Source organism: Brachyspira murdochii DSM 12563 (assembly GCF_000092845.1).
In the GTDB taxonomy this organism is placed as follows: Bacteria; Spirochaetota; Brachyspiria; order Brachyspirales; family Brachyspiraceae; genus Brachyspira; species Brachyspira murdochii.
The window spans coordinates 2,860,108-2,873,543 of record NC_014150.1 but is presented as its reverse complement, the minus strand read 5'-3'; the positions used below and the strand labels follow the sequence as shown (position 1 = coordinate 2,873,543).

General features: G+C 28.2%; 14 protein-coding genes. 8 read left to right on the top strand and 6 right to left on the bottom strand.

What is annotated here, in order from left to right:
- The first annotated feature begins 110 nt into the window (after window positions 1–110).
- The 5 genes from BMUR_RS12725 (at window position 111) to BMUR_RS12705 (ending at window position 3,382) form a co-directional block, all read left to right on the top strand.
- Entirely contained in the window at window positions 111–1,100 is a 990-nt protein-coding gene (locus tag BMUR_RS12725; protein WP_013114950.1) for a LacI family DNA-binding transcriptional regulator, read from the top strand.
- An 86-nt stretch (window positions 1,101–1,186) separates the two neighbouring features.
- Window positions 1,187–1,645, top strand: coding sequence for a D-glycero-beta-D-manno-heptose 1-phosphate adenylyltransferase (rfaE2, locus tag BMUR_RS12720; protein ID WP_013114949.1), 459 nt, complete (start codon window positions 1,187–1,189; stop codon window positions 1,643–1,645).
- Window positions 1,646–1,667: 22 nt separating this feature from the next.
- Entirely contained in the window at window positions 1,668–2,615 is a 948-nt protein-coding gene (gene rfaD / locus BMUR_RS12715; protein WP_013114948.1) for an ADP-glyceromanno-heptose 6-epimerase, read from the top strand.
- An 87-nt stretch (window positions 2,616–2,702) separates the two neighbouring features.
- Window positions 2,703–3,149: a CAP domain-containing protein gene (locus BMUR_RS12710; RefSeq protein ID WP_013114947.1), complete on the top strand. Its 447-nt coding sequence runs from the start codon at window positions 2,703–2,705 to the stop codon at window positions 3,147–3,149.
- Between the two features lie 23 nt (window positions 3,150–3,172).
- Window positions 3,173–3,382 carry a hypothetical protein gene (locus BMUR_RS12705; protein WP_013114946.1) on the top strand — a complete coding sequence of 70 codons (210 nt, stop codon included), beginning with the start codon at window positions 3,173–3,175 and terminating at the stop codon, window positions 3,380–3,382.
- A 502-nt stretch (window positions 3,383–3,884) separates the two neighbouring features.
- On the opposite strand, the gene BMUR_RS12700 is transcribed toward BMUR_RS12705, so the two are convergent.
- Together BMUR_RS12700 and gltX are read right to left on the bottom strand one after the other, a co-directional pair.
- Window positions 3,885–4,277, bottom strand: a complete 393-nt coding sequence (locus BMUR_RS12700; RefSeq protein ID WP_013114945.1) for a response regulator — start codon at window positions 4,275–4,277, stop codon at window positions 3,885–3,887.
- A 17-nt stretch (window positions 4,278–4,294) separates the two neighbouring features.
- Complete coding sequence (gene gltX / locus BMUR_RS12695) at window positions 4,295–5,740, bottom strand: glutamate--tRNA ligase (protein ID WP_013114944.1); 1,446 nt, start codon at window positions 5,738–5,740, stop codon at window positions 4,295–4,297.
- A gap of 255 nt (window positions 5,741–5,995) precedes the next feature.
- On the opposite strand from gltX, the gene gmk reads away from it, so the two are divergent.
- The 3 genes from gmk to miaA are packed head-to-tail and all read left to right on the top strand — an operon-like array spanning window position 5,996 to window position 7,915.
- Window positions 5,996–6,547 carry a guanylate kinase gene (gene gmk, locus BMUR_RS12690; RefSeq protein WP_013114943.1) on the top strand — a complete coding sequence of 184 codons (552 nt, stop codon included), beginning with the start codon at window positions 5,996–5,998 and terminating at the stop codon, window positions 6,545–6,547.
- 25 nt (window positions 6,548–6,572) lie between these two features.
- Window positions 6,573–6,986 (top strand): DNA-directed RNA polymerase subunit omega, encoded by a 414-nt coding sequence (locus BMUR_RS12685; RefSeq protein ID WP_013114942.1) that lies wholly within the window; start codon window positions 6,573–6,575, stop codon window positions 6,984–6,986.
- A gap of 5 nt (window positions 6,987–6,991) precedes the next feature.
- Entirely contained in the window at window positions 6,992–7,915 is a 924-nt protein-coding gene (miaA, locus tag BMUR_RS12680; RefSeq protein WP_013114941.1) for a tRNA (adenosine(37)-N6)-dimethylallyltransferase MiaA, read from the top strand.
- A 356-nt stretch (window positions 7,916–8,271) separates the two neighbouring features.
- Here miaA and polA read toward each other — a convergent pair whose 3' ends face one another.
- The 4 genes from polA to BMUR_RS12660 all read right to left on the bottom strand — a co-directional run bounded on the left by polA (window position 8,272) and on the right by BMUR_RS12660 (window position 13,398).
- Complete coding sequence (gene polA, locus BMUR_RS12675; protein WP_013114940.1) at window positions 8,272–11,052, bottom strand: DNA polymerase I; 2,781 nt, start codon at window positions 11,050–11,052, stop codon at window positions 8,272–8,274.
- 59 nt (window positions 11,053–11,111) lie between these two features.
- The gene (locus BMUR_RS12670) at window positions 11,112–12,440 is read right to left on the bottom strand and encodes a TonB-dependent receptor domain-containing protein (RefSeq protein WP_013114939.1); all 1,329 of its coding nucleotides are present in this window, start codon (window positions 12,438–12,440) and stop codon (window positions 11,112–11,114) included.
- Window positions 12,441–12,542: 102 nt separating this feature from the next.
- Complete coding sequence (locus BMUR_RS12665) at window positions 12,543–12,980, bottom strand: DUF2752 domain-containing protein (protein ID WP_013114938.1); 438 nt, start codon at window positions 12,978–12,980, stop codon at window positions 12,543–12,545.
- Between the two features lie 31 nt (window positions 12,981–13,011).
- Window positions 13,012–13,398 (bottom strand): rod-binding protein, encoded by a 387-nt coding sequence (locus tag BMUR_RS12660; protein WP_013114937.1) that lies wholly within the window; start codon window positions 13,396–13,398, stop codon window positions 13,012–13,014.
- Window positions 13,399–13,436 lie beyond the last annotated feature (38 nt).

The following is a 13,436-nucleotide window of genomic DNA, read 5'->3' as shown; positions in this document are numbered from 1 at the left end:
AATTTTTTATCTAATAATATAGATTGATTTTTTTTATCTAATATTATAATATATTTTTGGTATTTATCATCAAATACTACATTTGTAAATAATTTTGAGGAAATATAAAATTGAAAATAAGAGAACTATCTAGGATAAGCGGAATTTCTCCTGCCACTATCTCTAGAATGCTAAAAGACCCAAATTCTGTAAAAGAATCTACAAGAAATAAAGTTAATAATATATTAAAAAATAACGGCATGGATAAATGCTTTAGTATAAAATGTGTAAAAAGAGTAATATTAGTCATTCCCGATTTGAGCAATACTTTTTATTTGGATCTGTTTAACGGAATAGTTTCGGTAGTTCAAAAAAATAATATACCTTTTGAAATATATTTAACTAATGAATCAATAGAAGAAGAAACAAAAATTTTTTCCCGTATAGAAGAAGATAAAGGGATAGGTGTAATATGGGTTCCTGCTTCAGATAAAAGAGATAGACTGCCTTATAATAAAAATACTAATATCATATCATTGGTTGATAGAAATTTAGAATTTGAAGATATATATATAAAAAATTTATCTAATAACTTCAGTGCTGCAAAAAAAGCAGCTGACCTATTAATAGAAGGCGGAGCTAGAAATCCCATCATAATAACTGGAAGTTTGAATCTCAGTAATGCCCAAGAAAGAAAAGAAGGATTTTTGGAAAGTATAAAAAATCATCATTTAGATAATGGCGTTAATAGAGTTTATTACGGAGACTTTAATAACAGCTACAGCGGATATGATATGATAAAAACTTTAGTAAAAGAAAAAGTTGAATTTGATTCTATCTTGGCTGCAAATCAAATATTAGCAATAGGAATATTAAAAGCTCTAAGAGAATTAAAATTATCGATACCAAATGATGTATCAATAATTACTTTCGATAAATTAGTAAATCTTTACCCATCATTATATTATGAAAATGATAACATATCAGAAGTTGTATTTCCAGCTTTTGATATAGGAGTTAATGCTACAAATGTACTGTTAGAACAAAAAAGTCTCAATACTCCAAAACAGATATATAATTATTCTGCACAATTTAATTTAAGAGGCAGCGAAAAAAAATAATTTTTAACATGAAGCATCAATATTATATTGTTGTTATTAATATGTTCTATGCTATAATTGAATAAATTTTATACTTGGAAACAAATATGAATAACAAACTTATAGAAAGAAGAATGTTAAATAATGTATTATCAGAATATAGAAAAGAAAATAAAAAAATAGTATTTACAAACGGCTGTTTTGATATACTTCATCGCGGACATGTTCAATATCTGCAAAAAGCAAGAGAACTTGGAGATTTGCTCGTACTTGGACTTAATAGTGATAATTCCGTTAAACGCTTAAAAGGTAATGACAGACCAATCAACAATGAAACAGACAGAGCTATTGTTTTATCTGCTTTGGAATGTATTAATTATATATCGATATTTGATGAAGATACACCGCTTGAACTCATAAAAATAGTAAAGCCGGATATATTAGTAAAGGGCGGCGACTATAAAATAGAAGATGTTGTTGGAAGAGAGTTTTCTAAGGAAACTGTGCTTATAGACTTTGTAGATGGATATTCTACTACAAATATTATAAAAAAAATTAACAGCTAAAATAAAATTAGGAGTTATTAATATGATTATAGTAACAGGAGGAGCTGGATTTATAGGCTCTAATATTGTAAGAGGATTAAACAATTTGGGCATTGATGATATATTAATAGTAGATAATCTTAAAAATGCCTCAAAACACAAAAATTTAAATAGGATTAAGTTTAAAGATTATATGGATAAAGAGGATTTTGATGCAGCCTCTTTTGTAAATAATAATAAAATAGAAGCAATATTTCATCAGGGTGCTTGTTCTGATACTATGGAGACAGACGGTAAATATATGATGAAAAATAATTATGAATATACTAAAAATATTTTACATGTATGTTTGGATAAAAAAATAAGACTTTTTTATGCTTCAAGTGCTTCAGTATATGGAAACGGAGATAACGGCTTTGAAGAGAATGAAAAAAATGAATATCCTTTAAATGTTTATGCTTTTTCAAAATATCAGTTTGACAGATATTTAAATAAATTATTCAAAGAAAATAAAGTTCAAAGTCAGGTAGTGGGACTTAGATATTTTAATGTTTACGGTCCGCAGGAAAATCATAAAGGAAGAATGGCTTCTGTTGCTTTTCACTTGTTCAATCAAATAAAAGCCGGAGAAAAAATGAAAATATTTGAAGGAAGTGAAAACTTTTTAAGAGATTTTATACATATTGATGATGTAGCAGCAGTTAATAATTTCTTTTTTGAAAATGAAAATAAATCCGGTATATTTAACTGCGGTACTGGAAATGCAGAAAGTTTTGTAGAAATAGCGAAGGCTTTGAGAGAGATTTACAAATCTTCTGAAATAGAATATATAGGATTTCCTCAAGCATTAAAAGGTAAATACCAAAAATATACTCAGGCAGATTTGAAAAAATTAAGAGCAGCTGGATATAATAAAGATTTTATGAATGTTAATACAGGTGTAAAAAAATATGCAGAAGTTTTGGAAAAAAGCGGCGGATATTTAATGTAAATAATAAAAAAGTATAAAAATATTTTTACTATTATAAACAAATGTGCTTTTATATATTATAATTAAGTTTATATTAGGATTTATACTATGAAAAAAACTATATTTATTTTAGTATGTATGATGATATCTGCCTTACCTTTGTTTTCGCAAGACCCTGAAGAGGCAGCTAAATTACTTGAATTAATAAATGCCGAAAGAAAAAAGGCTGGACTTTATGAGTATCAAACAAATGAAGAACTTCAAAATGCAGCAGCAGTAAGAGCAGAAGAGATATCAAAAGTATTTGAATCAAAAAGACCAGACGGAAGCGAAATGCATACCATATATGCAGAAAACGGTATAAGAGTTGCATATTACGGAGAATCCATAAGAACTGGCTATGAAACAGCAAGCGGTATATTCAAAGCTATGATTAAAGACCAAAGCGATTCATCTTCTATACTTGATACCGACTATACTCACATAGGCATTGGAATATATAAAAATGCTAAAAACACATATTGGGCTATACTTTACTGTTCATTAGCGGAATAAATATTTTTTAGGAGTAAAAATGTATGAAAAAAATTATTTTTATTTTTTGTATGATAATATCAATAATCTTTATATCATGCGAAGATGACAAAGTTGAAAATAAAATTGATAAAGTAACTGACAAAATAGAAAAGTCAATGGATAAAGCAGAAGAAAATATGGAAAAAGCGGGTGAAAAAGCTGAAAAGGCATTAGATGAAGCAGGAGAAAAGATAGAGAATCTTTTTGATTGATACGATTAATATTTTGTTGTGAAAATTAAAAAAGGCTTAAGTTTTAATTGAACTCAAGCCTTTTATTATTGCTAGTCTATTATACTTGTTTCAAAACTATTTTTATTTATAATTGCGGGGACTAGCTCTCAAAGCACACCACCACTTCTTTTGGTGACACAGGCACATCCCGCCTCACTCTGAAGCATACGATGTACACCTTCGGTGAAAGAACTGCATTTTTAGTACAAATTTTAAATATTACCATATATTTAAGATATAAAGTTCTAGCAATTGAGTTTTTCGCGAAGCGTATCCGAAAGATAAAAACTTTGACGAAGTCTGCCTGCGACCGAATGAAAGTGCGGCTGGAAAAAGTTGAATAAAAAAAATTACAAACTTAAAAATTTTTAGTATATTCTAAAATAAATCATAGCTTTTTATGCAGCAAAATGCATATAAATAAAAAATAAAAGGCTCAAGTTTTAATTAAACTCAAGCCTTTTTATAATTAAAAACTAATTTATTTATTTTCCTGCTTATTTTTATATTCTATAGCCTCTTGAACTATTGGAACTAATACATCAAAGTCAAGAGGTTTTTCTATAAGTCTGAATACTCCCTCAGCAATAATCTCTTTTACCATTTCTGTATTGCCATAAGCAGTAATTATTATGATAGGTATAGAACTCTTTCTCTTCTTCATCTCTCTTATAAGAGCAAGCCCTGTCATAGAAGGCATAAGCAAATCTGTAATAATAACATCTACAGGATTATGTTCTAATATAGTTATAGCAGATTTACCGTTTTCTGCTGTAACAACTTCAAGATTATGAGGTTCAAAAGTGTATGTGATAAGATCCCTAATAGGCTCTTCGTCATCTACAGCAAGTATTAAAGGTTTACCATTTATCATATTTTAATTCCCCAATATTAAATGTATTTAGATAGTCTGTAAAGAACATTTTTTTTACCCAGAAGTTCGCATATATGAGATAATTCGCTTCCTGCGGCACTTCCAGTCAATACATAACGTATTGGGTGGTATAGATTAGGTCCTTTTAATCCTGTTTCTTTCTGTGCTTTTTTAATTAATGCTTTCATATATTCATCTGTGATTTCATCAGTATTTTCTATGTCATTTTTAATAAATTGAAGAAGTTTTTTACTTTCTTCTTTATTGACAAGCTCTTTCATTTCATCTGTAAGCTCAAAATCATTTTCAAAAAATACTGGTACATATTTAACAATATCTGATAAAACAACGCAGTTATGTCTTATAACGGATACCAGTTTCTTAGCCCAAGCATATTCTGCTTCTGTGTAATTTTCTTTTAAAAATCCGCCATTAACTAAATATGGTATAAATAGTTTAGTTATTTCGTCCAAATCAGTATTTTTTATATGCCAAGCATTTAAATGTCTTAATTTGGCCGTATCAAAAATAGCAGGGCTTTTAGAAAAACGATCTAATTTAAAAGCTTTAATCATATCATCATCAACCATAGTCTCTAAAGCATCAGGGTGTGTCCAGCCAAGCAAAGCCAAAAAGTTTCTCATAGCCTGAGGAAGATATCCTTCATCTTTATATTCCATTAAGGTTGCTGCCCCATGTCTTTTTGATAATTTCTTTCTGTCATTTCCAAGTATTGAAGAAGTATGAGCAAATCTAGGAACTTCTGCACCTAATGCCTGATAAATAAGTATCTGTTTAGGGGTGTTTGATATATGATCTTCACCTCTTATAATGTGAGAAATTTTCATAAGCATGTCATCTATAACTACAGCATAATTGTAAGTAGGAAAACCATTCTCTCTTACAATAATAATATCGCCTATTTCATCACTGTTTGTCTTTACAATGCCTCTTACATAGTCATCAAAAGTAACAATCTGACCTTTAGGTACTCTAAATCTTATTTTAGCAGGCTCTCCGTTAGCTACCCTTCTTTTAGCCTCTTCTAAAGGTATATCCTTACATTTGCCGTCATAAATAATAGGCTGATTAAGAGTTCTCTGCATATTAGATTTTTTTTCTAACTCTTCAGAAGTACAAAAACAATAGTATGCTTTACCCTCTTCCATTAGTTTTTCAGTGTATTTTTTATATATATCAAGTCTTTCAGACTGAAAATATGGTCCGTAATCTCCTCCAACTTCAGGACCTTCGTCCCAATCTATACCAAGCCATTTTAAAGATTTGATAGCCATATCAACAGCTTCTTTAGTGCTTCTTTCTTGGTCGGTATCTTCTATTCTTAAAATTAATTTACCTTTTATAGCTTTGGCGTACAGCCAATTAAATAATGCAGTTCTAGCATTTCCGATATGTAAAAAACCTGTTGGAGATGGAGCGAAACGAACTCTTATATCCGACATAAAAATTACTCCTTGTTCTTTTTAAACTTTCCTAATTATACATCAAAACAAATAAATATCAATTAATATAAATGCTTTATGCAAAAATAAATTTTAATCAAAATAATACATTATAAATATCTTAATTTATGGTTTAATATATTTATTTACAGCATATATTGAATAAGTTATATATTGATGGAAATTTATTATATAAAACTTGCTTTTTTTTAAGCAATATGATATACTTATTCACAATTCTATATTTGGTGTACTATGAGCAATATCGTTGTTATTACAGCCCCATCAGCTGCAGGTAAAACTACTTTAATAAAAAAATATCTATCTAATCACCCTAACGCGACTTTCAGCGTTTCCTATACCACCAGACCTCAGCGTCCTAATGAAGTTGAAGGCAAAGACTATTACTTCATAGATAAAGAAAAGTTTGAACAAATGATTAATGAAGGCGATTTTATAGAATGGGCTTCTGTACATGATAATTATTACGGAACATCTTTCAAAGAATTAGAAAAAGCCGATGATGAAAATGTCATACTAATACTCGATATAGATATTCAAGGTGCTTTATATATAAAAGAAAAAGGTATAGACGCAAATTATATATTCATAACACCTCCTTCTATGGAAGAGTTAAAGAAAAGACTTGAAGAAAGAGGTACTGAAACAGAAGAAAGCATCAAACTTAGAATATGGAACGCCAAAAGAGAATTAGAATATAAAGATAAATTTGATATCATTATCGAAAATAATGATATTGAAGAAGCTTATACAAAATTAGAAGAGGCTATCAATTCTAAATTATAAAAATCAATTATATGGAGTTTAATATATGGGCATAATACCGTTAGAGAAACTTATAGAATATAAAGGCAACCGCTATGAACTTAGCAGAGCTATGATAGAATTAGCTAAAAATGGTTCTACACTTCTTAAAGGTGAAACTAAATACAGAGGAGGAAAATACATACCTACTGTTATGAAAAATATACTTGATGGAAAAATTAAGTATGAATATGAAGAAGGTGTAGATATGACTATAGATGAAGAAGCACCTTTCAAACATACAGAAACTGTATATGATGAAAATGAATACAAATCTGATGAAGATACTTCAGAAGAAGAAACAGCAGCAGAATATACAATTCCTGATATAGATGATTCTGATGATGATTATGAAGATTATCAGGAAGATGATGAAAAACCTAAAAAAAAGAAAAGAGCTTCTAAAAAGAAAGATGAATAAATAAAGTGAAAAAAATAGTTTTTATATCTGGTGCTACAGCATCAGGAAAAAGCAGTTTTGCTCATAAATTGATAGACAAATATTTTAATAATGCCGCCATAATATCTATAGACTCTATACAAGTTTATAGATATATGGATATAGGCTCGGCTAAACCTACCAAATCAGAAATTGATAAATATAACTACAAAATGGTTGATATACTTGAACCAAATATCAACTTCAATATAAAAGAATACCTTGATATATTTAAAAATGTTATTGAAAGCATTGATAATAAACCTATATTTGGTGTAGGAGGTACTGGATTTTATATAGACGCTATAAAATACGGTATATTCGATGAAGAAAATGACAATAAAGAAAATTCCATTAAAATTAGAAAAGAACTTTATGACAGGATAGATAAATACGGGCTTGAAAACATATATTCTGAACTTTTAGAAATAGATAAAGAAGCTGCTGAAAATATAGATAGGTTTAACAGCAGGCGAGTTGTAAGGGCTTTGGAAGTTTACTATAACACTGGTAAAAAATTTTCAGAATTAAAAAAAGAAAGAAAACCTGTAATTGATTTAGAATATTTAAGTTATATAATTGATATTGATAGGGACATTCTTTATGAGAATATAAACAAGCGTGTTGATATAATGTTTCAAAATGGGCTTGTTGATGAAGTAAAAAAACTTATAGATATGGGTATAGATAATAGTTATACATCTATGCAGGCTATAGGATATAAAGAAGTTTATGATTATTTGATTAATAATTTTATGTCTTTGGAAGAAACCATTGAACTTATCAAAAAGCGTACTAGAAATTTTGCTAAAAGACAGCTTACTTGGTTTAGAAGAGAAGAACATACAAGAATAAATGAAAATGATTTGGATAAAACAGCTGAAACAATAAAAAATTTTTATAATATTTGATAAAAAAAATAAGAATATTAGACTTGTTTAAAAAGTAAATCAATAGGTAATTATATTATTTTAATTTTTAGTATTTTTTATTTTATAAGCGGGGCTCCACTTCTTTTGCCGACGCTCTGCGTGCCGTAGGCAAGGCACCTACTCGGTGGTGCCCAGACACAGCCCGCCTCACTCTGTGTGCCGTAGGCAGGGTAGAAGCAAAAGGACTGCATATTTATATACCCAAATAACAAATTACACAACATGTAAAACATTATATTTATAGTTTTAAAATTAAATAATTTTTATAATTAATATTATCAAGTAGTCTTGAAACAAGTCTATCATATAGAAAACTCAAAATCTATATCATAATTTTAATGAACCTCGCCCCAACTGTTGCCCTTATGTATATCAACTGTTATAGGAACATTAGTTTTTACTGAATGCTCCATTATCTCTTTCATTATAGTCATGGCTTTATCTGCCTCTTTTTCAGAAACTTCAACTACTAATTCATCATGAACTTGCATAACTATTTTGGCAGTTTTAAAATGATTTTTAAACTCTTTATGTATAGCAACCATAGCTACCTTTATCATATCCGCAGCACTTCCCTGAATAAGAGTATTTAAAGCCATTCTCTCAGCCTCATTTCTAGCCATAGCATTTGATGAGTTTATAGTCTTAGATAAATCTCTAATCCTTCCGCACATAGTACGAACATAGCCTTTATTTCTTACCTCCTCAACAACTTCCTCACAGAAAGGTTTTACTCTTGAATAAGTAGAAAAATATCCTTTTATAAAATCCTCTGCTTCTTTACGTTTTATACCCAACTCTTTTGAAAGTCCGAATGCTGTTTTACCATAAATAATAGAGAAGTTTATTATTTTAGCAATATTTCTCATTGATGCAGTTACATGCTCTTTACTTACAGAATATATTTTCATTGCTGTTTTTCTGTGAATATCATCATTATTTTTAAATGCTTCTACTAATGCAGGGTCATTACTGAAATGTGCTAATAGTCTTAATTCTATTTGAGAATAGTCTGCTGCTATAAGTAAATTTCCTTTTTCAGCTATGAATGTATTTCTTATCTCTCTGCCCTCTTCTCCTCTCACTGGAATATTCTGCAAATTAGGCTCTGATGATGATAAACGTCCAGTAGCTGTTACTGTCTGATTGAATGAAGCATGTATTCTTCCGGTTTTTTCATTTATCAAAGTAGGAAATACATCAAGATAAGTATTTTTTAATTTTGCGTATTTTCTGTATGTGAGCATATATTCAGCTATTTTATATTTCTGCGATAATTCTGTTAATACTTCCTCGTCAGTAGAAAATCCTGTTTTAGTTTTTTTGGTAGGAGGTATTCCCATTTTATCAAATAGTATATATTCAAGCTGTTTAGGAGACTGAATATTAAACTCCTCCCCTGCTTCTGCATATATTTTTTTCTTTGTTTTTTCTAAAAGAGAAGAATATTCATCAGATAATGCTTTCATCTTTTCGCTGCTTATATATACTCCGTCAAACTCCATATCAGCAAGTACGCTTACAAGAGGCATTTCTATATTAAAAAATAATTCCTCAAGATTATGTGTTTTTAAAAGAGGAGCAAAGCATTCATAAAATCTAAATGTTATATCCGCATCTTCGCATGCATATTCAACAACATCTTTTAAAGGCACGTCCAATAAAGTTTTTTTAGCATTATCCGTTATATCGCTGTATTTTATAGTATTGTATGAAAGATACGCAATAGCCAAATCGTCCATATTATATCTTCCTCTTGTAGGATTAATCAAATATGCTGCTACCATAGTATCAAAATACATATTTCCAAAACTTTTATTAATAGCCCTCATCATTTTGTATTCATATTTAAGATTATGTCCTATAACTTTTATATCTTCTTTGGCTAAAGTTTCAAATACCATATCTATGCATTTATCTTTATCTATATTTGTTCTTCCGCTTACATCTAAATAAAATGCTTCATTAGACCTTATTGCAAAAGATATTCCTATTATAGTATCTTTAAATACATCAAGACCTGTAGTTTCAAAATCCACGCATACTAATTTTTTGCTATTAATATCATTTAATAAATTTTTTAATTCTGTTTCATTTTCTATTAAATAATAGCTTGCTTTATTATCTTTAGCACTAAGTATTGGGCTTTCTTCTTTTTTATCTTCTTTATTTTCTTCGGATTTAGATGAATCATCAGTATTATTCAATATTTTTACCTTTTCTTCTTTTTTGCTGCTTACTCCGTATATATAAGAATTAATTTTATCTCTTATTTGTTTTAATTCTAGTTCATCTAATATTTTATTAACTTCTTCAATATTTATTTTATTTTTTGCTATCTCATTATAATCCAAATTAAAATCTTTTATATTTTTTTCTATAGTAGCAAGTTTATAGCTCATATATGCCATATCTTTTGATTCTATTAATTTTTCCTGCACTTTTCCTTTTATAGAATCAATATTTTCATATATTCCGTCCAAGCTCTTATACTCTTCAAGAAGTTTTAAAGCAGTTTTCTCACCTACCCCTTTAACTCCCGGTATATTATCAGAAGCATCTCCCATTAAAGCAAGTAAATCTATTATTTGATTAGGATAAACTCCTCTCTTCTCCTTAACAGTCTCTTCATCATACTCCATAAGTTCATTATCTTTATTACTAGCAACCACCCTAACATCATCGCATACAAGCTGAAGTATATCTTTATCCGGAGAGTAAATAATAGTTTTAATATTCTCTTTTTTATTTTTTTCAGCAATAGTTCCTACAATATCATCAGCCTCATAATTATCAAGCACTATTCTTGATATTCCCAAAGCATCTATCAAATTATAAAGTATAGGTATCTGACTTCTCAAATCATCAGGCATACTTTCTCTGTTTTCTTTATACTCTTTATATATTTCATTTCTGAATGTTTTTCTTGAGCTGTCTAAAGCTATAGCAGTATATTCTGCTGGATAGGTATTTATAAGAGAAAAATAAGTTCTCATAAAACCATTGATAGATGAAACATTCTGCCCCTTAGAGTTTAAAAGAGGTCTTTTCAAAAAAATAAAGTGGTATCTGTAAAGTATCCCGAAGGCATCGATAATAAGAAAAGTTTTTTTCATAATATTTCCATATACTGTTATTTTAATAGATTAATAAATATTAAACTATAGCTTAATTATTATCGTAATTTGGCAGAAACATTTACAAAATATTCTCTGCTTGATATAGGATATCCTTTAATAGTTTCATACTTTACATCCAATATATTTTTTATACCCAATTTTAATGATATATCTTTTTTAAACACAAATGAACTTATCACATCAAAAGTAGTATAAGACTTATCCGATTCTGACTTAGTTGTATTATTGTATTTATCTCCTATATACTGAACATTGAGAAGAATACTTGCTTCAAATTTGCTGTTTTTACTGTATATATACTCAAGAGAAGTATTAAACTGATGTTTAGGAAGCCCCGGAAGACTGTCATTTTGTACGCTAACATTATATAGATTTTGACCAACCAAATAAGAATAATTTCCTTTTATTTTTATTGTAGAGTTAATATCTTTTATAGGTATGCTGAATGTTATGCTTGTTTTGCTTCCCTGAGTAGTTAAATACTGATTATTATTAGTCAATAGATTCTTCTTAGAACTTATAAAATATACAGCTTCTATAGTTACTATATCATGAGGCTTTAATGAAAGTCCTACATTTCCGCCCTGATATAGATTCTGTGATTTTATATTATTAGTATATCCCTTATTAAGAAGGGCAATATCTGTCTGCATATTAACAAAATATTTTCCTGTAAATGTTATTTGTTTAATTGGATTTATATTAAAATTCACATCTCCATTAACATAAGACCTAAAATCAGCAGATGTGCTTTTTTTAGTGCTTCCTCCACGCTCTTCTCCAGAAGTATTAACATTAAATTTCAATGAACTATTATTTTCATTCTTCAAATTATATTCAAGTAAATTCATCTTTCCTGTAGTTTTGCTTTCATTTGTCTGAGTTTTCTTATATTTAATAGTTTTATCAGAATCCATCTGAACATCTCTTGATAGATTGACATATAAAAGTTTTTCTGCTTCGGCATATTTTTTACTTAAAATATTATACACTATAGATCCGCTTAAAACATGATAATTTATATCTATGGAATCTATATTATTTTTATCATACAAAAAAAGATAAACCTTTTTCTCTTCATTATTTAATATTTCACCATTTAGTATAAAAGTAGACTGAGAATATACGGTTTTATTTTTTATATCTATATTTGCATATTCTTTAATTAGTTCTGCTATATTCTTTGACTTTGAGGCTTTTATCTGACTTTTTCTAATAATAATTGCTCTGTCTATAAGAAGCTGTTTTTCTTTATGTAATACTTGAATATCATCAGCATTTTCATAATCATCAATTTCCTCTTGTGAGTAAAGAGGGGAATATAAAAACATACATAGTAATATTAATAATAATATATTTCTCATTTTATATTCCTACACTCTATTTAAAGAAACTTACAGCTATAAAAGATAAACTCCAAAAATAATATTTTGGAAAAAAGTTTCTATATAAAACTTATAAAAATATTAAAATATATTTTTAAAAATTTTCAATACTATATATAAATTACTATCATAGTTGTATGTAAAAGGCTCTTTATGCGGAAATAATAATACAAATCTTACTATATATACTGCAATAAAAATAAATAAAACTGTGAATATTATATAATTATTGTTATAGATATAATTTGCTGTTTTTGATTTATTTCTTAATATAATAACAGCAAATATAATGGCAGGAAGTACAAATAAAGGGTGATAATAAAATGCCTTTTTAAAATTTAATCTAAAAGCTTCTATATGTGCCCTAGTCATACCGCAGGCAGGACAAGGAAAACCTGTAGTTCTTTTTATTAAACAAAGTTCTCCTACTTCTATATGATAATATTTAATATGATTTTTATTGTCATAAATGATAAATAAAGCTAAAAAAGCTAATAGTATTAATTTTAATATCTTCATAACTTTATGTTACAGATATTACAAACAATATTTAAACATATTTTTCCATTTGATTATATATAATATCAGCAAGACCGAAAGTTTTTGTTTTTGAGAACTCTTTTGCATATTCATCATAAAGCATATCTTCAAATATCTGCTCAGCCATGCCGCCGTCTATCAAACCGCTTTTATCTACTGTTTTTCTCATTTCTTTAAGCATTTGATTAATCATTAAAGCCTCAAAATCTTCTGAAACTTGTCTTAAACGTTTTTTCTCAAAATCCTTTCCATACTTTGAAACTGCATTATTATCAGATGTATTTTGTATATTTTCATCTATAGAAAACTTTGCATTTCCATACTGTTTTTTGGTATTTTCTAATTTTGATAAATTGGCACTATTTATGCTCAAATTATATTTATCAGTTATGTTCATAATTTATCCCTAATAATAAATTTATATATTATTTTCTC

Bases quoted from the DNA above. Each gene is read 5' to 3' on its own strand.
- BMUR_RS12665 (WP_013114938.1), bottom strand. From the start codon at position 12,980: ATGAAGATATTAAAATTAATACTATTAGCTTTTTTAGCTTTATTTATC.
- BMUR_RS12705 (WP_013114946.1), top strand. From the start codon at position 3,173: ATGAAAAAAATTATTTTTATTTTTTGTATGATAATATCAATAATCTTT.
- BMUR_RS12700 (WP_013114945.1), bottom strand. From the start codon at position 4,277: ATGATAAATGGTAAACCTTTAATACTTGCTGTAGATGACGAAGAGCCT.
- gltX (WP_013114944.1), bottom strand. From the start codon at position 5,740: ATGTCGGATATAAGAGTTCGTTTCGCTCCATCTCCAACAGGTTTTTTA.
- BMUR_RS12710 (WP_013114947.1), top strand. From the start codon at position 2,703: ATGAAAAAAACTATATTTATTTTAGTATGTATGATGATATCTGCCTTA.
- BMUR_RS12685 (WP_013114942.1), top strand. From the start codon at position 6,573: ATGGGCATAATACCGTTAGAGAAACTTATAGAATATAAAGGCAACCGC.
- BMUR_RS12660 (WP_013114937.1), bottom strand. From the start codon at position 13,398: ATGAACATAACTGATAAATATAATTTGAGCATAAATAGTGCCAATTTA.
- gmk (WP_013114943.1), top strand. From the start codon at position 5,996: ATGAGCAATATCGTTGTTATTACAGCCCCATCAGCTGCAGGTAAAACT.
- rfaE2 (WP_013114949.1), top strand. From the start codon at position 1,187: ATGAATAACAAACTTATAGAAAGAAGAATGTTAAATAATGTATTATCA.
- polA (WP_013114940.1), bottom strand. From the start codon at position 11,052: ATGAAAAAAACTTTTCTTATTATCGATGCCTTCGGGATACTTTACAGA.
- rfaD (WP_013114948.1), top strand. From the start codon at position 1,668: ATGATTATAGTAACAGGAGGAGCTGGATTTATAGGCTCTAATATTGTA.
- BMUR_RS12670 (WP_013114939.1), bottom strand. From the start codon at position 12,440: ATGAGAAATATATTATTATTAATATTACTATGTATGTTTTTATATTCC.